The organism is Polaromonas sp. P4_F4, from assembly GCF_056401355.1.
In genome coordinates this window covers 74208-98270 of the sequence record NZ_JBFUJO010000001.1, presented here as the reverse complement: position 1 = coordinate 98270, position 24063 = coordinate 74208, and the positions used below count along the sequence as shown (strand labels likewise).

Genomic DNA, 24063 nt, shown 5'->3' with positions numbered 1-24063 from the left:
AATCTATTGTCTGCCAAGCCTGCGCATTACCGTGCGCGGGGGAGGGCAACGAAAAGAGGAATCTTCTTATGAAGCACATCATTGCAGTTTTGCTGGAAAACGAGCCGGGCGCTCTTTCCCGCGTGGTCGGCCTGTTCTCGGCGCGCGGCTACAACATCGAAAGCCTGACCGTCGCCCCCACCGAGGATCCGAGCCTGTCGCGCATGACCATCCAGACCACCGGATCTGATGACGTGATCGAGCAGATCACCAAGCACCTGAACCGGTTGATCGAAGTGGTGAAGGTGGTCGACCTGACCGAAGGCTCCTACACAGAGCGGGAACTGATGATGGTCAAGGTGCGCGCCGTCGGCAAGGAGCGCGAGGAAATGAAACGCATGGCTGATATATTTCGCGGGCGGATTATTGACGTGACTGAAAAAAGCTACACGATTGAGTTGACGGGCGACCAGTCCAAAAACGATGCGTTTCTGGAGGCGATTGACCGCAGTGCAATCCTGGAAACGGTGCGAACCGGTTCAAGCGGCATCGGCCGTGGCGAGCGAATTCTGAGAGTTTGAAGTTGCCGGTAAAGGCATCGCTTGCGGCGCTTTTGCCGGATTTGTTTGATTTATTTGTGATTACTTAGGAGCCAGAGATGAAAGTTTTTTACGACAAGGATTGTGATTTGAGCCTGATCAAGGGCAAAACGGTTGCGATCATCGGCTACGGCAGCCAGGGTCACGCCCACGCACAGAATCTGAACGACAGCGGCGTGAAAGTGGTCGTAGGACTGCGCAAAGGCGGCGCTTCGTGGCCCAAGGTCGAAAAAGCCGGCCTGAAAGTTGCCGAGGTTGCAGATGCCGTCAAGGCCGCCGATGTGGTCATGATTTTGCTGCCCGACGAACAGATCGGCGCGGTTTATGCCAACGACGTGGCACCCAACATCAAGCAGGGCGCTTCGCTGGTGTTTGCCCACGGTTTCAATGTGCACTACGGCGCCGTGATTCCGCGCGCCGACCTCGACGTCTGGATGGTCGCTCCCAAGGCGCCAGGCCACACCGTCCGCAACACCTACACCCAGGGTGGCGGCGTGCCTCACCTGGTGGCTGTACACCAGGACAAGAGCGGCAAGGCGCGCGATCTGGCGCTCAGCTACGCGATGGCCAATGGCGGCGGCAAGGCCGGCATCATTGAAACCAACTTCCGCGAAGAGACCGAAACCGATCTGTTCGGCGAACAGGCTGTCCTGTGCGGTGGTACGGTCGAACTGATCAAGGCCGGCTTTGAGACGCTGGTGGAAGCTGGCTACGCCCCGGAAATGGCCTATTTCGAGTGCCTGCATGAACTCAAGTTGATCGTGGACCTGATTTATGAAGGCGGCATCGCCAACATGAACTACTCAATCTCCAACAACGCCGAGTATGGCGAGTACGTGACGGGCCCGAACATCGTGACCTCCGCTACGAAGGAAGCCATGCGCAAGTGCCTGAAGGACATCCAGACCGGTGAATACGCCAAGAGCTTCCTGCTCGAAAACCGTGCCGGTGCGCCAACGCTGCTGAGCCGCCGTCGCCTGAACGCCGAGCACCAGATCGAGATCGTGGGCGAAAAACTCCGCGCCATGATGCCCTGGATCGCCAAAAACAAGCTCGTCGACCAGACGCGCAACTGATTTCACGATCCATCAGGCCTTGTCCTGCAAAGGGCCGCGCAATTTTCTTGCGCGGCCTTTTTATTGGCTGCGCGAAACTCGGGCAAGGTTCCCTGTCGCTTTGCCTTTATCCGGGCAATTGATTTGGTATCCTCAGACAGTCAACCTTCAAAGGACACCTTTTAACGCAGGGTGTGATTTCTGGGCCACGTTTGGCGGATATTGGTGTGCTATTGATTTGGTGTGCGCTACAGACGCCAATAAATGCTATGAATTGAATAGCATGTAACCATTGCACACAAGGCTTGTGCTTCAGGAGTATTTTTATGCATGACGGCGAGGAATCGAATTCAGTGCCCGACGAGATAGTCGTGCGCAAACGGCGTAAAGGCATTTACATACTGCCCAACCTGTTTACGCTGGCTGCGCTCTTTGGTGGCTTCTATGCCATCGTCATGGCCATGAACGGGCGTTTTGACCAGGCCGCCATTGGTGTATTTTGCGCCATGGTGCTCGACAGCCTGGATGGCCGGGTGGCACGCATGACCAATACCCAAAGCGCTTTTGGCGAGCAGATGGACTCCCTGTCGGATATGGTGTCTTTTGGCGCAGCACCTGCACTGATTGCCTATGTGTGGGCGCTGACCAGTCTTGGGCGCTGGGGCTGGATTGGTGCCTTTGTGTACTGTGCCTGCGCGGCATTGCGCCTGGCCCGCTTCAACGTCAACACCGCCGTGGTTGACAAGCGCTTCTTTCAAGGCCTGCCTTCGCCGGCCGCCGCGGCACTCGTGGCTGGTTTTATTTGGCTGATGACCGACGCGGGAGTCGAGGGACTGGAGGTTCGCTGGATTACTTTTGGCCTGACGCTTTACGCCGGTCTGACCATGGTGACCAATGTCCCGTTTTACAGCTTTAAAGACCTCAGCCTGAAGCGCAGTGTGCCGTTTGTCGTCATTGTGCTGATTGCGCTGGGAATTGCGGTGATCAACATTCACCCACCCACCGTGATGTTTGCGCTGTTTGTGCTTTATGGTTTGTCCGGTTATGTCTTGTACGGCTGGCGCAGGGCCAAGGGCCTGCAGACCAGCGTGATCTCGACGTCCACGGATGAGCCTGACGAGCGCGGTCTTCACAAATAAAGTGTGGTATATTTATTTCATGAAACAAATTTCGCTGGCACTACTGCTATCTCCCCACGGGCGGAGACGGTAGCGCGCACGCGTACACCCAATTCAACGGCCCGTTTGCAACAGCAACGGGCCGTTTTTCTTTGGGTTGCTGTTTTTTTGAAATCTTCAGAGTTGACGAGATGAACATGTTGAAAACACCTTCGAGCAAATACAAGTCCTTTCCCCCTATTCGCCTGGCCGACCGTAGCTGGCCTGATGCGGTGCTGACACGTGCTCCGATCTGGTGCAGCGTCGACCTGCGCGATGGCAATCAAGCGCTGATCGAGCCGATGGATATCCCGCGCAAGCTCAAGATGTTCGAGACACTCGTGAAGATCGGCTTCAAGGAGATTGAAGTCGGTTTCCCCTCGGCCTCGCAAACTGAATTCGACTTTCTCCGCCACCTGATCGACGACAAGCTGATCCCTGACGACGTCACCATCCAGGTACTCACGCAGGCCCGAGAGCCGTTGATCCGTCGCACGTTCGAGGCGCTCAGGGGCGCCAAAAAAGCGATCGTCCATCTCTACAATGCCACCGCGCCCGTCATGCGCCGGGTCGTGCTTGGCATGGACGAGGACGAAATCGTCAAACTCGCCACAGATAACGCGCGTCTTTTCATGCAGCTGGCTGCCGAGCAGCCCGGCACGCACTGGACATTCCAGTATTCGCCTGAAATGTGGTCGGGAACCGAACTCGAGTTTTCCCGGCGTGTCGTCGATGCGGTAACCGAGGTATGGCAGCCCACGCCCGGACACAAGTGCATCATCAACCTGCCGTCGACGGTGGAGCATTCCACTCCCAACATCTTTGCCGACATGATGGAGTGGATGCATCGGCACCTGGCGCGGCGCGATGCCATTGTCTTGTCTGTTCATCCGCACAACGACAGGGGAACGGGTACAGCGGCCGGGGAATTTGCCCTGATGGCTGGCGCCGATCGCATCGAAGGCTGTCTTTTCGGCAACGGTGAACGCACGGGCAACCTTGACCTCGTCAACGTTGCGCTCAACCTTTACACCCAGGGTGTATCGCCGGGCCTCGATTTCTCGGAAATCGACGAGATACGCCGCACGGTGGAGTACTGCAACCAGTTACCCGTGCATCCGCGTCATCCTTATGCGGGCGACCTGGTTTACACGTCGTTTTCTGGTTCGCACCAGGACGCAATCAAAAAGGCTTTCGCCGCGCGCAAGGAGGGCGATATCTGGGACATGCCCTACCTGCCCATCGATCCGAAGGACCTCGGCCGCAGCTACGAAGCGGTGATTCGCGTCAACAGCCAGTCGGGCAAGGGCGGTATTGCCTACCTGCTCGAAAGCGAGTTCGGCCTGGAGCTTCCGCGTCGCCTGCAGATCGAATTCAGTCAGGTTGTGCAGGGCGTGATGGATGCCACAGGCAAGGAACTGACGGCGCAAGATATTTTTGCGTTGCTTGAAAAAGAATATGGCGTTCAGACGGTCGCCGCACCTCAGCATCTTGTGATCGAGGAAACGGGCGGCGCCGATGGCAAGTCGTTCAACATCAAGGCCGACGTGCGAATCGCCGGCCGCAACCACCAGGTCGAAGGCAGGGGCACAGGCCCGATTGATGCCTTTGTCGCGGGCCTCAATGCGGCGACTGGCCATGCGGTTCGCGTTCTCGATTACCACGAGCACGCCATCGGCTCCGGTGCCAGCGCGCAGGCCGTGGCTTACCTGGAACTGCGCATCAACGACCAGACGCTCTTTGGCATCGGCATGGACGGCAATATCGTTTCGGCGTCGCTCAAGGCGATCGTTTCGGGCCTGCAGCGCAGCAGGGCCGGACAGGGCGTCGCTACGGCTACCATTGCGCATTGAGACCTACAGTACACCGACCAGCCCATCAGGAGCTTGCCATGACCGACAAACTTATCATTTTTGATACCACCTTGCGCGATGGCGAGCAGTCGCCCGGCGCGTCCATGACGAAAGATGAAAAACTGCGCATTGCGCGCCAGCTGGAGCGTCTCAAAGTTGATGTGATCGAGGCCGGATTCGCAGCAAGCTCCAACGGCGATTTCGAGGCCGTGCAGGCGATCGCCAATACGATCAGGGATTCCACCATCTGCTCGCTGTCGCGCGCCAATGACCGTGATATTTCTCGCGCCGCTGAAGCACTCAAAGGCGCCAACAACGCCCGTATTCATACCTTCATCGCTACCAGTGCGTTGCACATGGAAAAGAAGCTGCGGATGACACCGGAGCAGGTACTTGAACAGGCCAGGCTCTCGGTGCGTTTTGCGCGCAATCTGGTGGCGGATGTCGAGTTCAGTCCCGAGGACGGCTATCGCAGCGACGTTGACTACCTGTGCCGCGTCCTTGAAGCCGTGATTGACGAGGGCGCCACGACCATTAATGTTCCGGACACCGTGGGGTATGCCGTGCCGGAGTTGTACGGTCACTTCATCAAGACGCTGCGTGAACGCGTGCCCAATAGTGACAAGGCCATCTGGTCCGTTCATTGCCACAATGACTTGGGCATGGCGGTTGCCAATTCACTGGCGGGCGTGATGATCGGCGGTGCGCGGCAAGTGGAATGCACGATCAACGGACTCGGTGAACGCGCCGGCAACTGCTCACTTGAAGAAATCGTCATGGCCGTGAAAACACGCAAGGACTATTTCAAGCTCGACATGAACATTGATCCGCTGCATATCGTGGCTGCAAGTCGCATGGTCAGCCAGACCACCGGCTTCGTGGTGCAGCCCAACAAGGCCGTGGTGGGCGCAAACGCCTTTGCGCACGCGTCGGGTATTCACCAGGACGGCATGCTGAAGGCGCGCGAGACATACGAGATCATGCGTGCCGAAGATGTGGGCTGGAGTGCCAGCAAAATGGTGTTGGGCAAGCTCAGTGGCCGCAATGCCTTCAAGCAGCGATTGCAGGATCTTGGCGTGTCGCTGGAAAGCGAAGCCGACATCAATACGGCATTTGCCAGGTTCAAGGAACTGGCCGACCGGAAAAGCGAGATTTTCGACGAAGACATCCTGGCGCTGGTCAGTGACGAAAGCATCATTCATCATGACCAGGAGCAATATGGATTCGTGTCCCTGGCACAGCACAGCGAAACCGGTGAGCGGCCGCATGCGGTCGTTGTATTCACCGTGGCTGGCAAGGAAATGCGCGGCGAGTCAGACGGTAACGGCCCGGTAGATGCCTCGCTCAAGGCCATCGAAACGCATGTGAAAAGCGGAGCGGAGATGGTGCTGTATTCCGTGAACGCCATCAGCGGATCCACCGAGAGCCAGGGTGAAGTGACCGTGCGGTTACAAAATAATGGACGCGTGGTGAATGGCGTTGGGGCGGACCCGGATATTGTGGTGGCGTCGGCGAAAGCCTACCTTAGCGCGTTGAACAAGCTTCAGAGCAAGGCTGACCGCGTTGCTGCACAGGGTTGATCTCCCAGTCGTTGGCTTAAATATTGTTTATATTCAATGACTTAGAGTGATGTCATAGCGAAAATCTCAATCTGAGTTGTAGAACTTCCCCCCGAAACTGATGAGTTTTTAGGAAAGTCACGCAAGTTTTTGATATTGCGTGACTTTTTCTATTTGTATACACTGCATCCATTACTTACATTGCAATCCACGGCAGGCAAAATTCACCATGTCTCATCAGATTTTCAATCGCGCATTAAAAATCGTTGGATTCCTGGCTTTGTTTGCTGGACTTGCAATGCCGGTATCCAACGCGGCAACTGACAAGACCGAAATTGTAAAAAAGCAGCGCGCCGCGAAGACAACTGTTACCAAAAAAGCTGTCACGGCCCGCAAGAGTGCCCGGTTTACAGCGGGCACAAAAGGTAGAACCATTGTTCGCGCGGCTATTCCCGGCAAACCTTCTTTCGGTCAGATGGCCGGCCTGCATGGGGCCCAGGATCCACTGGAATTGAAGTCTAGTGTGGCGCTGGTCATTGACCAGGATACGCGTGAAGTACTGTTCAGTAAAAATGACCACGCCGTATTGCCGATTGCTTCACTCACCAAATTGATGACCGGCGTCATCATCAGCGGTGCAAAGCTGCCCATGGACGAGATGATCACGGTGACGCAGGATGACGTCGACACCGAAAAAGGCAGCAGCTCACGGCTCAGGGTCGGCACCACGCTGACCCGCGGAGAATTACTCCATCTGGCCCTGATGTCCAGCGAGAATCGTGCAGCGCATGCCCTGGGCCGTACTTACCCTGGCGGCATGCCCACATTCGTCAATCTGATGAACGCCAAGGCAAAGATGCTGGGTATGAATGACACCAGCTATGTCGAACCAACGGGCCTTTCCAGCCGTAACCAGTCCAGCGCGCAAGATTTGGCCGCGCTGGTCAATGCGGCGCATGGAGACCCGATGCTTCGTGAATTGTCCACGTCGACCGGCTATCAGGTGGCTGTCGGCAAGCGTACGCTGCAGTACAACAACACGAACCGTTTGGTGAAGAATCCGGAGTGGGATATCGGCCTGCAGAAAACCGGCTATATCTCTGAAGCGGGTCAATGTCTCGTGATGCAGACCAAAATTGCGGGCCGCAAGCTGATCATGGTGTTTCTCGATTCCGCTGGCAAGCTCAGTCGCCTGGGTGATGCCGAGCGCGTGCGTCGCTGGGTAGAGTCAACTCCTTTGACCGATAACAAGATAGACATCAGCGCTTCAGCCAAGCAAATTGGTGGTTGATGTCTGGCGGGGGTGCCCCGCGTTGTGTCATCGCGGCCCATGCGCAGAGCCGGGTGGACAGCCTCTTTTACTTGGCTTTGTAGCCCAGCGCCGCTGAAATTTCGTTGGCAGTCGCCTGCAGCTTGGGTAGCCAGTGCTCATCAAGCCTGTCGGCGGGGGCCGAAATGGAAAGACCAGCCACCAGCCTGTTCTGATCGTCGTAGATACCGGCTGCCATGCAGCGCACGCCCAACTCCAACTCTTCATTGTCGCGCGCAATGCCGTATTGTCGCGCCTTTGACAGTTCGCGCTCCAGTACCGATAACTGGGTGATGCTGTTACGGGTTTGGCCCGACAGGCCGGTACGAGTGGCGTAGGCGCGCAGCCGTTGTGGGTCGTCAAAAGCCAGAAACAGCTTGCCGACCGAAGTCAAATGCAGCGGTGCCCGCCCACCGATGGCACGCACCACCTGCATTCCGGATCGCTCACTGTAAGCACGTTCTACGTACACAATTTCATCACCCTGGCGCATGCTCAGGTTGACGGGTTGTTGAGTGAGCTTGTGCAGCTCGCGCATCGGCGTAAGCGCTGCGTCGCGTACGTTCAACCGCGCTTTGACGAGATTGCCCAGCTCCAGGAGACGCATGCCCAGCCGATAGTTGCCTGCTGCCGGACGGTCCACAAAACGCCCGGTGGCCAGGTCGTTCAGGATACGGTGGGCGGTGGAGGGGTGAAGCCCTGATTTTTCACTGATCTCCTTGAGGGAGACCGCCTCTTCGCGATTGGCGAGAATTTCAAGCAAAGTGAACATGCGTTCAATCACCTGAACGGTTGGGGTAGAGGCAAGGGCAGTGTCTGGCTTTTTCATGGGTATTACGTACTAAATTTTACCCTGTGAAATCGCAATGCACCTATTGATTTTGTTCGAGGCTATTTCGGTGATGAGTCCTTCGGCCAGATCAATCCGTTTTATGTTCCGGGGCCATAGCGGGGTGGGAGAGTGTCCATTGGCCGTTCAGCAGTACTTCGTTCGGTTTGAATCCGGCCTTGTAGCTCATTTTGGGACTTTGAGCGATCCAGTAACCCAGATACACGTAAGGCAACTCAAGCCGCCTGGCCTGCTCTATTTGCCAAAGGACGCTGTAGTTGCCATAGCTGGCTCGGGCGTCCGGTTCGTAAAACGTGTAAACCGCCGAGATCCCGTCTTCCAGCACGTCGAGAATGGAGACCATTTTCAGGGCGCCTGCCTCGCCATTGGGCAGGCTTTCCCGAAACTCCACCAGACGCGAATTCACGCGGCTTTGCAGCAGGAATTGCGTGTACTGGTCGATGCTGTCGTGGTCCATGCCCCCGCCCGCATGCCGGCCGTTCTGGTAGCGCAGGTAGAGCTGGTAGTGCTCTGGCATGAAACACAGCTTGAGTACGCGTGCCTGCATCGTGCGATGCCGGTTCCACGCGCGTCGCTGGCTGCGATCTGCCTTAAAGCTTTTGACGGGCACACGAAGCGGAACGCAGGCCTGGCATCCATCGCAATAAGGCCGGTAGGTAAACATGCCACTACGCCGAAACCCGTTGGTCACAAGCTCCGAATAGGCGTCGTTGTGGATGAGGTGACTCGGGGTAGCAACCTGAGAACGGGCCTGCCTTCCCGGCAGGTAGCTGCAGGGATAGGGTGCCGTTGCATAAAACTGCAAGGTTTGCAGGGGCAGATCTTTGAGGTGCGTCACGGTAGCCTCGGCTTTTCAGCCGCCAGTATCTGATTCCAGTATACGGTTTCAAATTGCCAGGCGGGAGTGGTTTTCCCCACGTTTTGACCGAGATGGGTCGCGAAAGTGGTGCGGTCAATTTCAGCCGCCCCAAGGGATGCCAAATGCCGGGTGTTTTGCTGGCAGTCGATCATGGTGATCTGGTGGGCGCGGCAAAAGCCCACCAGCGCAGCCAGTGCAATCTTGGAGGCGTCGGTCTGATGAGCGAACATGGATTCTCCAAAGACCATCCGCCCCAGCTTCACGCAGTACAGGCCGCCAACCAACTCGCCCCGTGACCATGTTTCTACGCTATGGGCGTGCCCGGCCCGATGCAGGGCGCAGTAGGCTTGCACCATGTCCGGAACAATCCAGGTGCCTGGCTGGCCCGCACGGGGTTGGCTGGCGCAGGCTTTGATAACGCGGTCAAAGGCACTGTCAAACCGTATTTCGCATTCTGGATCGTCCAAAAAACGATTCAGGCTTTTGCGCAGGGATCGATGCAGCTTGAATTTTTCGGTATGCAGCACCATGCGAGGGTCTGGACTCCACCAGAGCACCGGCTGGCCCAGACTAAACCAGGGGAAAATCCCGCGCGAATAAGCCTGAATCAACGTTGGCACATCAAGCGCCGCGCCAGCGGCCAACAGACCGGGGGCAGGGTCGTGACGCCCCCAAGCGAATTCCAGCGGAGGAAAATTCTCCCCGGCGGCAAGCCAGGGTACGGGGCGCGGCAGTTTTCCCATGGCTCAGAATCTCGGCAACATGAGGGCTTTAAAAATGTTTCAGGAGAGACATCTGCAGATGGTAGCTGAGCTGGCAGCTTTGAGTGGGCGCAGTGGATTGGCAGGGCTTGATGTTTTTGCTATTAAATCGATAGCAAATGTGTCCTGTATAAAAATCGGCGATCCTTGTTTGTTGTTTGTGGAATAAAAGACTGCCGATGAGGTGCGTTGATAAGAATGCGTCGCACGGAAAAGTGGAGAAAAATGACGCTATAATCTAAGGCTGTATTCCTCAATAGCTCAGTTGGTAGAGCGCCGGACTGTTAATCCGTAGGTCCCTGGTTCGAGCCCAGGTTGAGGAGCCATATAAGCCGCATCGGCATTGAAAAGCCCGCTATCGAAATGGTAGTGGGCTTTTTTACTTTTAGACAAGTATTAGGCAGCTGTCTAATATCCAGTGCTTCACAGGTACTCAACTTTGTTGGCGGCTGTGGTCAGCTTGGCGCGACTGGCTTATGTCGGGCTCGGTTTCCACCGGGTAGCCGTCAACCAGTCAACGGATGACGTGATCGGCCTGCATTGTGGCGGCGGGGATTTGTATGAACTCGAAGAAGGTCTCGGTCACGCGCTGGGTACGCGAGGGACTGGCGTTGCCCTTGTAAACCGTGTTGCGCAGCAGTTCCGACAGGTTGAGTGATATGCCGAAGTAGGCGTGGCGGGCCGGCGGAGTCAGCGCACGCGAGTTTGTGTCGAAGTTGCGCGTTCCGTAGCCGAGGTTAATCTCAAGGTACTTGAGCAGCGGGTGCTGCTTGAATTCCGGCACGCCGCTGGCCTTGAGCACCAGCAGGTAGCGCTGGCTGGAATAGTCGCCAAACGGATCGAATTTGTGCCCTCCTGACGGCGAGCTGTATTGAAGTCGTAGATCGATCAGCGCGTCCAGCTTCGGGTTGCGCTCCATCATATAAGCCAGTGCGCCGCCTGCAAGATTGGCCACGGCATCTTCTTTTGAGAAGCGCCATTTCTTGGAAAAGCCATCGATCAGCTCGACCCCCATCAAGGTACCGACCGATGTCCATAGACCCAGCTTCAAGGCGGTTGTTGAATCGTTGCCCGCCCACTCGAAAGCCCGCGTCAACAACCGGGTACCGGTATAGGCAAACATGGCATGGCCGAGCTTGTCGGCGCCCCCAGAATTCGTGTCCTGGCCGAACCATCCTTCATTGACGGTCTTAAAGCCGCCGGCGAACCCGTTTCGCCACCACTTGGCCCGCCCGTAGGCCAGCGTTCCGCCGATGCTGGTGGCCATCAGCGCAGCAGTGCGAAAGCGTGTGGTTCTTTCATTGAGCACTGCAGGCTGCGCGGGTACAGGTTCTGCTGCAGCAGATGCTTCGTCTACAAGCGTTCGCGGCTGATCGCCTGCTGGCTGGGCAGCGGGAGTCCCGGCGGTATCCGGTGTCATAGCCGCGGCGGTGGCGTTGTTCAGTACAGCAACTTCCCGGTCATCTTGCAGCGCTATTGAAAGTTGYGAGGCGAAGATCAGTCTTTCGTCGATGGTGGACGGCGGCGATGCAATACTGGAGGTAGAAAATAGACTGACTGCGGCGATCAGCAAGCCTGCGCAGAGGTTTCGAGGCTTAAGGAGGATGTACATGCCGCTGGTCCTTGTTAATTGCCTGCAGGCATTATGAGAGTCGCAGTGTATTTTCAGCTACTCCTGTGCGGGTCCTCTAATTCCAAAGGTGCGGTTTTGCCGTGACAAGCTTGGCAGTTCCTGGCGAAATGTGATGAGCGAAGGTGGGTATAAGTTATTGAAAAGTAAGGATTTTTATCCCCCCTGTTTCACCGTAGGCCCCTGGCTCGAGCCCAGGTTGAGGAGCGATATAAAGAAAGCAAGGGCCCGCACGTAAAGGTAAAGTGCAGGCCCTTTGTCTTTCTGTGATCGCGCCCTGAATTCACTGCCGGCGCATCAACTCCTCACGCCGGCGCAAGGCCCGCGCGAAGAAAATGCCGATGGTTACCAGCACGCCACCTCCCAGCGCGATCACGGAACCGGAGCCAATCCGCTCCACCAGGCCGGCGGCCAGCAACACGCCGACCGACTGGCCCATGAAGAGTGCCGAGGCGAAAAGCGACACGCCTGTGCCGCGCGCCTTGGGCGCCATCTGCGTGGCATTGGTCTGCATGGTGTTGTGGAACATGAAGAAGCCAAAGCCGGCGATCAGGCACGCCGGAAGGCTGGGCAACCAGTGCGGCGTGAACCCCAGCACCAGGGCAGACAGCCCCATCAGGCAGACCCCCAGCACGGTAAGCCCCTGTTCACCCAGGCGGCGAATCAGGTGGCGCGCCACCGCCATATAAAGCATGCCGCCCAGACCGAACAGCGCCACAATGGCACCAGCCGCCGACAGCGACAGGCCCTGCGCCCGGTGCAGATGCGACGCCCAGATGGCCAGAACGCCGAAGCCCGCCGCGCCTTCGACAAAAGCAACTGCCAGCACGATGCGCGACCATGGCCCGGTGACGATGATGAGCGCCTGCGCCACAAAACCAGGGCGAACGATGGGTTCGGTGCTGGTGACCGGTACGTGCGCAGCTTGCTGGCGGCGCCGGTCGACGTAGAGAAGCGATCCCACCACGCCGAACAGCAGCGTCATGAGACCGAACGCCCAGCGCCAACCCAGCGTGTCGGTCAGCAAGCCACCTACCAGCTGGCCACACACAATGCCCAGCGTGGTGCCAAGGCCGACACGTGCCAGCGTTTCCTGGCGCAGCTCGTAGGCGACTGTGTCGCCGATCCATGCCATGGATAGCGGAATAATGGCCGCGGCGCCCAGCGCAACCATGACACGCGCCAGCACCAGCATGTCCAGGCTGACAGCAAAAACCGACATAAGGCTACCAGCGCAACACGACAGCGTGGCAAAGGTGACGATGCCGAACTTGCTCAACCGGTCGCCCAGTGGGCCATAAACCAGCTGGGCCAGGCCGTACACCACCGCAAATACCGAGACCACCTGCGCTGCCTGCGCAAGGCTTGCGGAAAAAGTGCGCGACAGCTCGGGCAGCATTGCGTCGCAAATACGCTGTACCGCCATGCTGGCAAAGGTGGCAAACGACAGCAGCAGGACGGAACGTCGCGTAGCCGCAGAGAGGGTGACAGAAGCGGTGTTCATTGATGAATGAAGTCAGGCAGATCGGGTGCGCCAGTTCAGTACGGGTTGGAGCCGGACGCCTGTGCCGGTAGATTGTAGGCAGCGCCGGCCAACGTACCTGCCGGGGGTGTTTGAGGGCTTACTGCCCGGTGCTGGGGTTTTCAGGTGCCGTGGATTCTCGCAGGATAGGGACGCCGCCGCGATCGGGTGGGGCGGTCGGTCGGGAGGGGACGAACACGAACCGCGGATCCGTGGCGCCGGGGGGCGCCCCCGCTTGCGAAGGCGCGTTAGGCAAAACAAGGACTGATGGCGCCGCGGGCGTGGGCGGCGTGGCTGGTTCGGGTGCCGGAATAACCTCGGCGTCGGGAACCGGTGCTGGTGGCTGTGCGGGGCTGGGGGGGAACAGGCTGCTGAACCAGTCATTTACCTGACCCGCCATGCCACCGTTTTGCGGTGCGGAAAATCGTGCCTGCTGGTCTATCACCCGTGTACGCAGCGACTGCGCAAAGAAGTCACCGACGATGGGCAGTGCGCTGCGGGCGCCTTGCCCCCAGTAGTCGCCCATCGTCACCCGGTTATCGTTGAAGCCGACCCAGGCCCCGGCCACGAGCTGCGGGTGCATCAGGATAAACCAGCCATCGGTGTTGTCCTGGGTGGTGCCGGTCTTGCCCGCCACGTCGGCCTGAATGCCGTACCGGCTGCGAATGCCGGCACCGGTGCCCTGGTCAATGACGCCGCGCATCACATCGACCAGCGTTTGTGCATGGGCCAGCGACATGGCCTGCTCCGGCGGTTTGGCTTGGAACGCTTCAAGCACCTTCCCATGGCGGTCTTCTACAGCGGTGACCAGAATCGGCTCAATGTAGTTGCCGCTATTGGCGATGGTGCTGTAGGCCGAGACCATTTCCTTCAAGGTGACCGGGCTGGTTCCGAGTGCGAGCGATGGCACCTCCTCCAGCTTGCTTTGGCGCACGCCCATGGCATGGGCCAGTTTGGCTACCTTCGCGGGCCCTACCGTCTGCATGACCTGGGCGGTGATGGTGTTCTTGGAATACACCAGCCCGTCGCGCAGGGTCATCGTCAATCCACTGGGCGTGCCGGCGTCGGTGGGTCGCCAGACGGTGCCGCCCCCCAGCGGTATCTCCACCGCCTGGTCTACAAAAGCGTCGGTGGGTTGGGCGCCCTGCTCGAAGGCTGCGCCGTAAACAAAGGGCTTGAAGGTCGAGCCGGGCTGCCTGCGCGCCTGTTGCACGTGGTCGAACTGGTCCTGTGCAAAGTCACGGCTGCCGACCCAGGCCATCACATGTCCGTTTCTCGGGTCCATGGCCACAAAGCCGGCCTGCAGGCGGGTCTTGTCCTCGCGCAGCGCCCGCATCGTGGCCGCATCGGCCTGTACCTGCTTTAGCGCCTGCTCGTCGGTCTGTCCTGACTCACGTGCGGTTTTGTAGTCGCGCGTGTCCCGCACAAGGGCGCGTACCAGCTCTTTTCTTGTGCCCCAGGCCCGTGGTCCCCACTCGGCGTTGGCTGAGGCCTGCAGGCTGTTGGCCTGGCGCACCACCGCCTGGCTGGCCAGTCTTTGCAGCCGCGAATCGATGGTGGTGCGTACCACCAGGCCATCGGCGTAAATGTTGTAGTCGTTGCGGTCGGCCCATTCGATCAGCCATTTGCGCAGGTGCTGCGCAACGTGAGGCGCCATGCCTAACGGCTCGGTCTGCCGCTCGAAATCTATCTTCAACGGCCTTTTCTTCAGTGCCTCCAGCCTGTTGGCGTCCAGCTTCTGGTGCTTGGCCATTTGGCCGAGCACGGTGTTGCGGCGCTGCACGGCGCGCTCAGGGTTCAACACCGGGTTGTAATAACTGGTGCCCTTCAACATGCCGATCAGCGTGGCGCTCTCCAGCACATCCAGCTCGTCAGCCGATTTGTCGAAATAAGTGCGCGCCGCCATTTCAATGCCATAGGCGTTGTAGAGGAAGGGCACGGTGTTCAGGTAGGTTTCAAGAATCTCCTGCTTGGTATAAACGGCCTCAATTTTCAATGCCGTGATGACCTCCTTGAACTTGCGCGTCAAACTCCGCGCGCGACCGACCTCCTCGGGGTACAGGTTGCGCGCGAGTTGCTGCGTGATGGTCGAGCCGCCCTGCAGGTCGCCGGTAAAAGTATGAAACACCGAGGAGACCGTTCGCCTGATGTCGACACCGTGGTGCTCATAAAAACGGTGGTCCTCGGTGGTGATCAGCGCAGCTACCACGTTGGGCGAAATGTCGGCGAGCTTGACCCAGTCGCGGTTGGCGCGCTTGAACAGGGCCAGTTCTTTCCCATCCGCTGACAGGACCACCGCAGGCTGCTGCAATTTGGCTTTTCTGACGTCCTTGATGCTCGGGGTAAAAGGAATCAGGACCAGCACATACAGCAGCAACAGCACAGGCAAGGCCGCCAGCGCTAAAACCACGCCGCGCCGGGTAGGGTGGCGCAGTCGGTGAAGTACGTCAATAGCAAGGGGTTGGAGGCGGACAAGAATTTTTTTCATCAGCCCCCAGTGTAGGGCTGAGCGCCTGGCGGGGGCCGCGTGCCGGGCGTGCTGGCGGCATGGTCCGACATGGTTTTCAGAAACAGCAGCACCCCCGCCCACTGCATGGGGTTATTGGTAATTGCAATGCTCAGCAGGTACGCACTCAGCCGGTGCTGCAATAAGCTGCACTGTCCAGAAGTTCAAGGCCCGCCCGCACCGGCCAGGGCAGCGGTCGGTACGTGGATCAGTGCGCTATTCGCTCGCGCAACCAGCCGTTGTAGTCTTTGTCAATCAACAGCGTCCACAGAGCCAGCGCGGCGACAACTATCCCCGCAATCAGCGTACTCAGCATGGCATTGCGATGCATGCTGAACCCGAGTGCCCAAGGCGAGGCCATCAGCCACAGCCCGATTGCGCCTTCGGTCAATTCCTCCCATGCGCGCGGAACGAAGGTTGCCCCCAGCGCCGCGGCCAGCAGGGCCAGCCCAAAGACGACCGCATTCGCCATGGCCACCTGTGTGTCCTGAAATCCCAGAGCCCAAGGTGAAAGAATGACCCATACCCCGACAAGGGCATTTAAGGGGTCTTGCCAATGCTTCGGTTGCCTCATGATTACACCTCCTGTCACTGGAAATATCACCAAGTGACAGAATTTAGACCGGTCACCCCCAACTTTGTTCCCCCGTTCATCGCTTCCCCCGCGGTTCCTGGGTACAAAGGTTCGGGAAGGCCGCCTTGGGCGGAAAAGCAGCCTTGCTGGCGTCTGTGGCATCTGTTCAGGCCGGCGCAATACACTTCAGTGGAGGTAGCCATCCCGTATACAGTGGGCCGGCTGCAAGCGTGAAATGGACCGGAATCAGGAATGATGAATCAAGTTTTTGAATTTGAATACCCGCGCGTACTTTCGATTGCGGGGTCCGACAGCAGCGGCGGCGCCGGCATTCAGGCGGATTTGAAAACCTTTGCCGCGCTGGGTTGCTACGGCATGACGGCGATCACCGCGCTGACCGCTCAAAACACCTTGGGCGTTCGGGCTATTCACGGCGTTCCGCCGGCGATGCTGCGGGACCAGATTGATGCAGTGGTCGAGGATGTGGGTCTGGACGCGGTGAAGATTGGCATGTTGCATGCCCCGGATATTGTGCAAACCGTGGCTCAGGCCATCGATCGCCATGGGCTCAAAAATGTGGTGCTGGACCCGGTGATGGTTGCCACCAGCGGTGCCATGCTGATCGACAACCCGGCTATTGCTGTACTGGTCAATGAGCTGTTTTGGCGTGCAGCCGTGGTCACGCCAAATCTGGATGAGGCTTCATTGCTGGTTGGCCGGCCGCTGGACAGCGAGGGGGCAATGCAGATCGCTGCACAAGAGCTGCTGGCAAAAGGCGCGCGGGCGGTTTTGCTTAAAGGGGGGCATTTGGCCGGCGAGGTGGTGAGTGATTTATTGGTTACCAGCAGCGGGGAGCTGCACTGGATGCGCGCCCCGCGCATTCATAGCCGCAACACCCATGGCACGGGCTGTACCCTGTCGTCCGCGATTGCCGCGCACCTGGCGCTGGGGGCCTCACTGCTGGGCGCTGTACAGCTGGCACGGGCCTATGTGCGCGCGGCGTTGGAGGCCGGTGCCAACGTGCGCACCGGTGCCGGCAGCGGGCCCCTCAACCATGGTTACGCACCCCAAGCCATGCGGCTCAAGCCTCTAGGTTGACCCCTGGACGGCTCACACGTGTGAGGCCCGCCAGCACAAACGTCAGTACCAGCGTGGGCAGGGCGGCGCCCCAGCCAGGCGCCAGTTGTGCGCAGAGGTGGTAACAGGCAATCCCCAGCAGCCAGATAAGCACGGCGCTGGTGTTGACCTTGCGCCTGGTAACGAGCAGCGCCACCTCGGGGTGCCCGGCCAATCTCGCCAGAATGACGCCGTACAGCGGTACAAAGACTGAACTGAGCATCAGCAAAAACGGCTCCAGGCTGTGCATGGGCAGCACCAGGGCCAGCGCCGTACACAGCAGAGCCAGCGCCATGCCCCAGGCCCGCACGCTCCAGTTGGGCTTGAGGCTGTGGCCTGCGACCGAGCCTGAGTAAACATCGCCGTACGCGTTGTCCACTTCGTCGATCAGAATCAGCCCCAGCGCAAGCAGGCCGCCTTGCGCCAGCAACAGCGCCGCCACCAGGTCGGTGCCGGGCGTCGTCAGGGCCACCAGCACGCCCAGCGCATAGCACCAGGTATTGGCAATGGCATAGCCCAGCCAGGTGCCGCGCAGGGCGCTTTTGCCGTCACGCCCGTGTCGCGCAAAGTCTGCGACCAGGGGCAACCATGAGACCGGCATGGCGATCACCAGATCGAGCGCTTGCAGTGTGCTCATGCCGCCTTCGCCGGGGCGATTCCACAGCGCGGCGATGCCCTGATGGTTTGCCCTTGCAAGAAACTGCCAGCTTAGCCACAACAAGGAGGCGATCACCAGCGGCAGACCGTAGCGGCCTATGAATTTGCGCACCAGTTTCACCATGGAGCCCGACAGCAGGGCCAGCAGTATGCCGCCCCAGAGCGCCGTGGCCAGGATGGGCCAGAAGGTGCCGGAAAAACCGCCGGACTGGCGTGCAATGGCCACTGTGCCGTCGCGCATGATGACGAGTTCGAATGTGGTCCAGCCGATGAGCTGCACGATATTCAGCAGCACGGGCAGGCGCGCGAAGCTGCTTCCGTAAGTGGCATGCATCAGGCCGGCACTTGAGAGACCGCTGTCACAGCCGATTCTGGCGGTCCAGGCCAGCAAACCCGCGCCAATGACCGAGCCGCAGACAATGACCCCCAGGGCTGCCCTGGCGCCCAGTGCGGGCACCAGGTAGGCACCGACCTGCATGACGAGCAGGCCGACGCCGAGGCTGAGCCAGAGCGCGGCATGATCGCGCCAGCCGAACAGGCGCTCATGCGCCGCCAGCGGCGTGAGTGCGGTATTGCCTGCGCTGGAGGAGGGGGGAGAGGGGGGTGATGTCGGCATGGTGGCCATCAACTGCTCCGTTCGTCCATGACTGGTCGGCACGGTGGGCGCCGCGAGGCAGCAACTGGACACATGCTTGCCTGCGCGAGGATGACTTCAAACGGGTTCAAAGGGACTTTCTCAGTTGCTGCGCGCCACGGCGGCAAGCAGCGACATTCCCAGCGGATGCACGAACAATGCGGTTTTTGATTCTAGATGATGACCCCACAGAGGGGCTAAACAACAGGCTAAACGACGGAAGGTGATGGATGGGTCAACTGATAAGCCAAACCGATGGCGGTGACAGACCGGTCCCGCGCAACCATCCGCAGGCACGAAAAAGCCCGCACGCGGCGGGCTTTTTTCGGAGGCGTCTACCGGGACTCAGTCAAACACCGGCGACTCGACACCCAGCACCTTGTGCAGCTTGGGACTGGTTGTCGTGTATTGCAGATGGATTTTCTTGTCCGGGAAAATAAAGGGCGCAGCACCGAATGCGGCCAGGGCACATTCGTGAAATCCGCTGAGAATCAGTTTTTTCTTGCCGGGGTAGGTGTTGATGTCACCCACGGCAAAGATGCCTGGAATGTTGGTGGAAAACTTTTCAGTGTCCACCATGAGCTGCTTGCGCTCGATATCCAGCCCCCAGTGGGCAATGGGTCCCAGCTTGGGGCTGAGGCCAAAAAATACCAGGAGCACATCGAGCGGTACGACGCGGGTCACACCATCGGCGCCCGTCACCTTGGCACCGGTCATTTTTCCATTCTTTTCGTCGTAGCCGGTCACCTGGCCCACGATGAACTGCATCTCGTAAGCGTCGCAGAGGTCCTTCATTTTGGTTACGCTGGCAGGCGCCGCCTTGAACCCGTCACGGCGGTGAACCAGGATCACGCTTTCAGCCTTGTTGGGGCCTTCAGCCACAAAGTTCAATGCCCAGTCGAGCGCGGAATCACCACCGCCAACAATCACCAGATTCTTGCCGGCAAAGTCGGCCGGGTTTTTGACGCGATAAAACAGCTGGGTATTGTCAAACTGCTCCAGGCCGTCGACACGCAGCAGCTTGGGCTGGAAAGCGCCCACGCCGGCAGCAATAAAAATCGTCTTGGTCAGGAATTTGGTGCCCTTGGATGTCTCGACAAAAAAGCGGCCGTCTTCCTGTTTTTCGACAACGCTGACTTCTTGGCCAAAGTGAAAGGTCGCGCCAAACGGCTCGATCTGCTTGAGCAGTGAGTCGGTCAGCTCTTTGCCAGTGCACATGGGCACTGCAGGAATGTCATAAATCGGTTTGTCGGGGTAGAGCTCAATGCATTGGCCGCCGGGATAGGCGAGGGAGTCGATCACGTGGGCCTTGATCTCCAACAGGCCCAGTTCGAACACCTGAAAAAGGCCGACAGGACCGGCGCCCACAATGACGGCATCGGTTTCGATGGGGCCATCATGCTGGGCTGCGGTATTGATCACTTCTTGATTCAGTTGAGGTTCCATTTTTTCTTGACTTGCTTATTAAATAGCTCGGGCTAAATAGCCCGGGCGGGATCGGCAGCGCGCGAGTTTCAGCGCACCAGCTCGTCCAGCTTCGCGGTCTTGTCTTTCCACTCTTCCGCGTCGGGCAGGGCGTCTTTGCGCTTGGTGATGCTTTTCCAGCCCGCGGCGCGGCTCAGTTCGGCATTGAGCTTGATGAACTGCAATTGGTCAGCCGGCACATCTTCCTCGGCATAGATGGCGTTGACGGGGCACTCCGGAATGCACACGGCGCAGTCAATGCACTCGTCCGGATCAATCACCAGCATGTTGGGGCCTTCGCGGAAGCAGTCCACGGGGCAAACGTCAACACAGTCGGTGTATTTGCAGCGGATGCAGGATTCGGAGACGATGTGTGTCATGTTGTATTGGCTGATCGGTGGAAACCCTTGATTTTAAGAGGTTTCCAGTAATAGGGTTGAAGCAGTGAATTGAAAGTGCCTTGGCAGCTTAAAGAACCAGTGCGGCGCCGGATGTTTTGTGTGACGCCGTGTCCACCAGCACCAGCGAGCCGAGAATGCGGGACTGCAGGTAGGGCCGTGCCGGAATCGGCTCCAACAGGGCCAACTCGACGACGCCGATGGCGTTCGCGTCCAGGTGCGTTGCGTCGTGGGTCTCCAGGGTATTGATGTTCACCTGGTGGACGATACGCTTGATTTTGGCCTTGACCCAGCGGTGGCCCTGCAAGGCCCAGTACATGCGGCCCGGTACCAGGGGTTCGTCATCCATCCAGGCAACCTCTGCGGTGATTTCGCGCACGCCCAGCGGCGGTTCGAATCCACCCTCGGCCAGCAACCAGTCACCGCGCGATACGTCCAGTTCGCGGTCCAGGATGATGCCGGCGCCGTGCCCGGCCAATACCGCCTTGGGCTGGCGCGTGTGGTCCAGGACCTGGGCCACGGTGGCGGTTTTCCCGCCCGGCAGCACAGTAATCTGCTGGCCCGGTTGTACCGCGCCGCTGGCAATGCGACCCCAAAAGATACGGCGTCCCTGCGAGGTGTCGGCGCTGGATGAAAACTTCTCCACCCATTGCACCGGAAAGGCAAAAGCCTCCGACGTATCGGCCGGCGTGGCGGGAAGGTGCTCCAGAATCTCCAGCAAACTGGGGCCCTGGTAATCGCACCAGCCGGGATGCGCATCCACCACGTTGTAGCCAATCAGGGCCGACACCGGCACGATGGCCTTGACCGGAATTTTCGCCTCATCGGCAAACTGGCTCAAGGCTGCGCTGATATGGGCGAAGGCCAGGGCCGGATTGGCAACCGCGTCGAGCTTGTTGATGGCAAAGACGATGGACGGCACGCGCAGCAGGTCGACCAGCAGCGAATGGCGGCGGGTCTGCGGCAGCAGTTCGGGCGAAGGCGCCTCCCAGGTCAGCTTGGTCGCGTCAACCAGCACCACAGCGGCGTCGGCGCTCGATGCTGCCGTGACCATGTTGCGGGTGTATTGTTCGTGGCCCGGGGCATCGGCAATGATGAACTTGCGGCTCTCGGTGGAAAAGTACCGGTAGGCCACGTCAATGGTGATGCCCTGTTCGCGCTCGGCAGACAGGCCATCGGTCAGCAGGGCCAGGTCGGTCTCACCGCCGCGCTGCACGCCGGCCAGGTGGTCCTGCAGCACGGCGCGGCTGTCGACCAGCAGGCGGCCAATCAGCGTGCTCTTGCCATCGTCGACGCTGCCGCAGGTGACAAAACGCAGGGCGGCACGCGTGTCCTGGGCCGTCGCTGCGGCGGCCAGGCTGGCGGTTTCAACAAGGGGCGTGCTCATCAGAAATATCCTTCTTTTTTCCGCTTTTCCATGGAGGCATCGGAGGTTTTGTCGTCCATGCGGGTGGCGCCGCGCTCGCTGACATCGGCGGCCAGCGTTTCAATCACGATCTCGGCCGCTGTGGCTGCCGGGCTTTCCACCGGGCAGGTGCAGGTGATGTCGCCCACGGTGCGAAAACGCACGGTTCTTTCTTCGGCCTGTTCACCGTCACGCAATGGCGTCAATTCGGTCACGGGCACCAGCAGGCCCTTGCGCTCCACCACCTGGCGCTGGTGGGCGTAATACAGCGACGGCAGCTCGATCTTCTCGCGCTCGATGTATTGCCACACGTCCAGTTCCGTCCAGTTGGAAATCGGAAACACGCGGAAATGCTCGCCGGGTTGCAGGCGGGTGTTGAACAGCGTCCACAGTTCGGGGCGCTGCGCCTTGGGTTGCCACTGGCCAAAGGCGTCACGGTGCGAAAAAATTCGCTCCTTGGCGCGGGCTTTTTCTTCGTCACGCCGGGCGCCGCCGATCAACGCGTCAAAGCGGAATTCGTCAATGGCCTCGAGCAGCGTCACCGACTGGTGCACGTTGCGAGACTCGCCCGGATGTGCCAGGCGCACCGTGCCGCGCTTCATCGAATCTTCGACACTGCGCACCACCAGGTTGGCACTCAGCTGCTTGGCGCGGTAGTCCCTGAAGTCGGTCACCTCATGGAAGTTGTGGCCGGTATCGATCATGAGCAGCGGGTAGGGGATGCTGCCGCCACGTTCTTTGTCGATAAATGCCTTCTCGGCGCATTTAAGCAAGACCAGCGAGTCCTTGCCGCCGGAAAACAGCAGGGTGGGGCGCTCGAAAGCGGCGGCCACTTCACGCAGGATGAAAATGGCTTCCTCCTCCAGCGCGTCAAGATGGGCGTTGCTTAGGACATGGGGTGGATTACTGAGCATATGGGGTTCGGTGCGGGCGTTCATGTGGGGACCTGCCGGATGGGAATGATGCTGGACAGGGGTTCGAAGGCTGCAGGCTCCTGGGCTTCGTGGGTGCCGTCGGCCGCCACATGCAGGCCGCATTCCTTGGCGCTTTCCTGCTCCCACCACCAGCGGCCCGAGCGGAAGTCTTCACCGAGCGTGACGGCGCGAGTGCAGGGCGCGCAGCCGATGCTGGGGAAGAACTGGTCGTGCAGCGGGTTGTAGGGAATGGCGTTCAGCGCGATGTAGTGCCATACATCGCCCCAGGTCCAGTCGGCCAGCGGATTGATTTTCACGCGCTCGGCCTGCTGTTCGATGTCATGCACTTCGGCGCGGGCGCTGGACTGCTCACGGCGCAGGCCGGTCAGCCAGCCATTTTTGCCGGCGAGGGCGCGCTCCAGCGGCTCCATCTTGCGAAAGTGGCAGCATTCCTTGCGCAATTCCAGGCTTTTGTACATTGCATCCGGGCCGTTCGTTTGCACGAAGGCCGAGGCGGTGCTCTCGACCGGGCGATACACATCGACCTTGCGCTGGTAGCGTTCTTCGATGCGGCCAATCAGCGCCACGGTTTCGGCGTGCAGCATGCCGGTGTCCAGCACAAAAATGCTGCAGTCAATGCCGGCTTCCTGCAGCAAATGCGTGACCACCATGTCTTCCGCGCCCAGGCTGGAGGCCTGGGTCAGCGGGGCATGGCTGGCGGCGGATGACTTCAGCAAGGCCAGGCTGCGCGCGAGTTTTTCCGCAAAGTCTGGCGACGCCTTCGCGTAAAGGGAAATGGCACCCATGGTCTGACTTTCAGGTTGCAGAGGATATTGCCGCGGTCACAAAATGCGGCTGGATGTCGATTGCATCGCCCTGGTACTTGCCCACGCCGTAGCCGGGGTAGGCGGCCAGCACGCGCTGGGCGATGGCCATGTCCTGGTCGGCGCGCAGCACGGCCACGTCAAAGCCGCTGCGCTCCATTTGCGCCAGCTGGTCGACCAGCACATCGCCAGTGGCGCGGATCTCGCCCTTGAAGCCGAGCCGGCGACGCAGCAGGAATGCCTGGCTGAAGGCCCGGCCGTCAGTGAATTTGGGAAAGTTCAGGTCAATGCGGTCCACGCCCTCAAGGGAGACCTGGAATGGATCGGCGTCATTTGCCAGTTCAATGACATTTTGGCCTGCCATCCCTGTCGAGTGGGCGCTAGAAGCTATTAATTTCATGGTAATTTTGTCCTTGGAAGGTGCGGCAAGGTGGGCGC

General features: G+C 59.3%; 22 protein-coding genes and 1 tRNA gene. 9 read left to right on the top strand and 14 right to left on the bottom strand.

The window, feature by feature from the left end; translation table 11 throughout:
- Positions 1-68 precede the first annotated feature (68 nt).
- From ilvN to pbpG, 6 genes are all read left to right on the top strand, one after another.
- Positions 69-560, top strand: a complete 492-nt coding sequence (ilvN, locus tag AC1DUR_RS00490) for an acetolactate synthase small subunit (RefSeq protein ID WP_011483239.1) — start codon at positions 69-71, stop codon at positions 558-560.
- A 77-nt stretch (positions 561-637) separates the two neighbouring features.
- Positions 638-1654 (top strand): ketol-acid reductoisomerase, encoded by a 1017-nt coding sequence (ilvC, locus tag AC1DUR_RS00485; protein WP_477716836.1) that lies wholly within the window; start codon positions 638-640, stop codon positions 1652-1654.
- Between the two features lie 305 nt (positions 1655-1959).
- A complete protein-coding gene (pssA, locus tag AC1DUR_RS00480; protein ID WP_477716835.1) occupies positions 1960-2772 on the top strand; it encodes a CDP-diacylglycerol--serine O-phosphatidyltransferase in 813 nt (270 codons plus the stop codon).
- Between the two features lie 176 nt (positions 2773-2948).
- Positions 2949-4643, top strand: coding sequence for a 2-isopropylmalate synthase (gene leuA / locus AC1DUR_RS00475; protein ID WP_477716834.1), 1695 nt, complete (start codon positions 2949-2951; stop codon positions 4641-4643).
- Positions 4644-4681: 38 nt separating this feature from the next.
- Positions 4682-6223, top strand: a complete 1542-nt coding sequence (locus AC1DUR_RS00470; RefSeq protein WP_477716833.1) for a 2-isopropylmalate synthase — start codon at positions 4682-4684, stop codon at positions 6221-6223.
- Between the two features lie 208 nt (positions 6224-6431).
- On the top strand, positions 6432-7493 hold the full coding sequence (gene pbpG, locus AC1DUR_RS00465) for a D-alanyl-D-alanine endopeptidase (RefSeq protein ID WP_477716832.1): 1062 nt from the start codon (positions 6432-6434) through the stop codon (positions 7491-7493).
- Between the two features lie 67 nt (positions 7494-7560).
- Here pbpG and AC1DUR_RS00460 read toward each other — a convergent pair whose 3' ends face one another.
- From AC1DUR_RS00460 to aat, 3 genes are all read right to left on the bottom strand, one after another.
- The gene (locus AC1DUR_RS00460; RefSeq protein WP_477716831.1) at positions 7561-8340 is read right to left on the bottom strand and encodes an IclR family transcriptional regulator; all 780 of its coding nucleotides are present in this window, start codon (positions 8338-8340) and stop codon (positions 7561-7563) included.
- Between the two features lie 91 nt (positions 8341-8431).
- A complete protein-coding gene (locus AC1DUR_RS00455; protein WP_477716830.1) occupies positions 8432-9199 on the bottom strand; it encodes an arginyltransferase in 768 nt (255 codons plus the stop codon).
- Positions 9196-9963, bottom strand: coding sequence for a leucyl/phenylalanyl-tRNA--protein transferase (aat, locus tag AC1DUR_RS00450; RefSeq protein WP_477716829.1), 768 nt, complete (start codon positions 9961-9963; stop codon positions 9196-9198). Before aat ends, AC1DUR_RS00455 begins: the two co-directional genes overlap by 4 nt.
- On the opposite strand from aat, the gene AC1DUR_RS00445 reads away from it, so the two are divergent.
- Positions 9962-10150, top strand: a complete 189-nt coding sequence (locus AC1DUR_RS00445; protein WP_477716828.1) for a hypothetical protein — start codon at positions 9962-9964, stop codon at positions 10148-10150. The two genes, aat and AC1DUR_RS00445, sit on opposite strands and share 2 nt — an antisense overlap.
- Before the next feature lie 81 nt (positions 10151-10231).
- Positions 10232-10307, top strand: a tRNA-Asn gene (locus tag AC1DUR_RS00440).
- A gap of 188 nt (positions 10308-10495) precedes the next feature.
- On the opposite strand, the gene AC1DUR_RS00435 is transcribed toward AC1DUR_RS00440, so the two are convergent.
- From AC1DUR_RS00435 to AC1DUR_RS00420, 4 genes are all read right to left on the bottom strand, one after another.
- Positions 10496-11593 carry a DUF2279 domain-containing protein gene (locus AC1DUR_RS00435; RefSeq protein WP_477716827.1) on the bottom strand — a complete coding sequence of 366 codons (1098 nt, stop codon included), beginning with the start codon at positions 11591-11593 and terminating at the stop codon, positions 10496-10498.
- Between the two features lie 301 nt (positions 11594-11894).
- The gene (locus tag AC1DUR_RS00430) at positions 11895-13115 is read right to left on the bottom strand and encodes an MFS transporter (RefSeq protein ID WP_477716826.1); all 1221 of its coding nucleotides are present in this window, start codon (positions 13113-13115) and stop codon (positions 11895-11897) included.
- A 118-nt stretch (positions 13116-13233) separates the two neighbouring features.
- On the bottom strand, positions 13234-15621 hold the full coding sequence (locus AC1DUR_RS00425) for a penicillin-binding protein 1A (RefSeq protein WP_477716825.1): 2388 nt from the start codon (positions 15619-15621) through the stop codon (positions 13234-13236).
- 226 nt (positions 15622-15847) lie between these two features.
- Positions 15848-16213 carry an SPW repeat protein gene (locus AC1DUR_RS00420; protein ID WP_477716824.1) on the bottom strand — a complete coding sequence of 122 codons (366 nt, stop codon included), beginning with the start codon at positions 16211-16213 and terminating at the stop codon, positions 15848-15850.
- 252 nt (positions 16214-16465) lie between these two features.
- Here AC1DUR_RS00420 and thiD point away from each other — a divergent pair, with 252 nt between their 5' ends.
- Positions 16466-17311 (top strand): bifunctional hydroxymethylpyrimidine kinase/phosphomethylpyrimidine kinase, encoded by an 846-nt coding sequence (thiD, locus tag AC1DUR_RS00415; protein ID WP_477716823.1) that lies wholly within the window; start codon positions 16466-16468, stop codon positions 17309-17311.
- Here the strand turns inward: thiD and AC1DUR_RS00410 are convergent.
- The 7 genes from AC1DUR_RS00410 to AC1DUR_RS00380 all read right to left on the bottom strand — a co-directional run bounded on the left by AC1DUR_RS00410 (position 17295) and on the right by AC1DUR_RS00380 (position 24025).
- Positions 17295-18602, bottom strand: coding sequence for a purine-cytosine permease family protein (locus AC1DUR_RS00410; RefSeq protein ID WP_477716822.1), 1308 nt, complete (start codon positions 18600-18602; stop codon positions 17295-17297). The genes thiD and AC1DUR_RS00410 overlap by 17 nt on opposite strands.
- 363 nt (positions 18603-18965) lie before the next feature.
- Positions 18966-20066, bottom strand: a complete 1101-nt coding sequence (locus AC1DUR_RS00405; protein WP_477721071.1) for an NAD(P)/FAD-dependent oxidoreductase — start codon at positions 20064-20066, stop codon at positions 18966-18968.
- Between the two features lie 68 nt (positions 20067-20134).
- Positions 20135-20464 (bottom strand): ferredoxin FdxA, encoded by a 330-nt coding sequence (fdxA, locus tag AC1DUR_RS00400; RefSeq protein WP_477716820.1) that lies wholly within the window; start codon positions 20462-20464, stop codon positions 20135-20137.
- Positions 20465-20552: 88 nt separating this feature from the next.
- Positions 20553-21869, bottom strand: a complete 1317-nt coding sequence (locus AC1DUR_RS00395) for a sulfate adenylyltransferase subunit 1 (protein WP_477716819.1) — start codon at positions 21867-21869, stop codon at positions 20553-20555.
- The gene (gene cysD / locus AC1DUR_RS00390) at positions 21869-22825 is read right to left on the bottom strand and encodes a sulfate adenylyltransferase subunit CysD (protein WP_477716818.1); all 957 of its coding nucleotides are present in this window, start codon (positions 22823-22825) and stop codon (positions 21869-21871) included. Before cysD ends, AC1DUR_RS00395 begins: the two co-directional genes overlap by 1 nt.
- Entirely contained in the window at positions 22822-23607 is a 786-nt protein-coding gene (locus AC1DUR_RS00385; protein WP_477716817.1) for a phosphoadenylyl-sulfate reductase, read from the bottom strand. The genes cysD and AC1DUR_RS00385 overlap by 4 nt, the downstream gene beginning before the upstream one ends.
- A 10-nt stretch (positions 23608-23617) precedes the next feature.
- Positions 23618-24025, bottom strand: a complete 408-nt coding sequence (locus AC1DUR_RS00380) for a DUF934 domain-containing protein (RefSeq protein WP_477716816.1) — start codon at positions 24023-24025, stop codon at positions 23618-23620.
- Positions 24026-24063 lie beyond the last annotated feature (38 nt).

Coding starts and splice junctions, on each gene's coding strand:
- aat (WP_477716829.1), bottom strand. CDS start 9,963: ATGGGAAAACTGCCGCGCCCCGTACCCTGGCTTGCCGCCGGGGAGAAT.
- AC1DUR_RS00380 (WP_477716816.1), bottom strand. CDS start 24,025: ATGAAATTAATAGCTTCTAGCGCCCACTCGACAGGGATGGCAGGCCAA.
- AC1DUR_RS00445 (WP_477716828.1), top strand. CDS start 9,962: ATGGCTCAGAATCTCGGCAACATGAGGGCTTTAAAAATGTTTCAGGAG.
- ilvN (WP_011483239.1), top strand. CDS start 69: ATGAAGCACATCATTGCAGTTTTGCTGGAAAACGAGCCGGGCGCTCTT.
- AC1DUR_RS00470 (WP_477716833.1), top strand. CDS start 4,682: ATGACCGACAAACTTATCATTTTTGATACCACCTTGCGCGATGGCGAG.
- AC1DUR_RS00425 (WP_477716825.1), bottom strand. CDS start 15,621: ATGAAAAAAATTCTTGTCCGCCTCCAACCCCTTGCTATTGACGTACTT.
- AC1DUR_RS00395 (WP_477716819.1), bottom strand. CDS start 21,869: ATGAGCACGCCCCTTGTTGAAACCGCCAGCCTGGCCGCCGCAGCGACG.
- AC1DUR_RS00405 (WP_477721071.1), bottom strand. CDS start 20,066: ATGGAACCTCAACTGAATCAAGAAGTGATCAATACCGCAGCCCAGCAT.
- AC1DUR_RS00385 (WP_477716817.1), bottom strand. CDS start 23,607: ATGGGTGCCATTTCCCTTTACGCGAAGGCGTCGCCAGACTTTGCGGAA.
- AC1DUR_RS00420 (WP_477716824.1), bottom strand. CDS start 16,213: ATGAGGCAACCGAAGCATTGGCAAGACCCCTTAAATGCCCTTGTCGGG.
- AC1DUR_RS00430 (WP_477716826.1), bottom strand. CDS start 13,115: ATGAACACCGCTTCTGTCACCCTCTCTGCGGCTACGCGACGTTCCGTC.
- cysD (WP_477716818.1), bottom strand. CDS start 22,825: ATGAACGCCCGCACCGAACCCCATATGCTCAGTAATCCACCCCATGTC.
- AC1DUR_RS00410 (WP_477716822.1), bottom strand. CDS start 18,602: ATGCCGACATCACCCCCCTCTCCCCCCTCCTCCAGCGCAGGCAATACC.
- pssA (WP_477716835.1), top strand. CDS start 1,960: ATGCATGACGGCGAGGAATCGAATTCAGTGCCCGACGAGATAGTCGTG.
- AC1DUR_RS00460 (WP_477716831.1), bottom strand. CDS start 8,340: ATGAAAAAGCCAGACACTGCCCTTGCCTCTACCCCAACCGTTCAGGTG.
- leuA (WP_477716834.1), top strand. CDS start 2,949: ATGTTGAAAACACCTTCGAGCAAATACAAGTCCTTTCCCCCTATTCGC.
- ilvC (WP_477716836.1), top strand. CDS start 638: ATGAAAGTTTTTTACGACAAGGATTGTGATTTGAGCCTGATCAAGGGC.
- fdxA (WP_477716820.1), bottom strand. CDS start 20,464: ATGACACACATCGTCTCCGAATCCTGCATCCGCTGCAAATACACCGAC.
- thiD (WP_477716823.1), top strand. CDS start 16,466: ATGATGAATCAAGTTTTTGAATTTGAATACCCGCGCGTACTTTCGATT.
- pbpG (WP_477716832.1), top strand. CDS start 6,432: ATGTCTCATCAGATTTTCAATCGCGCATTAAAAATCGTTGGATTCCTG.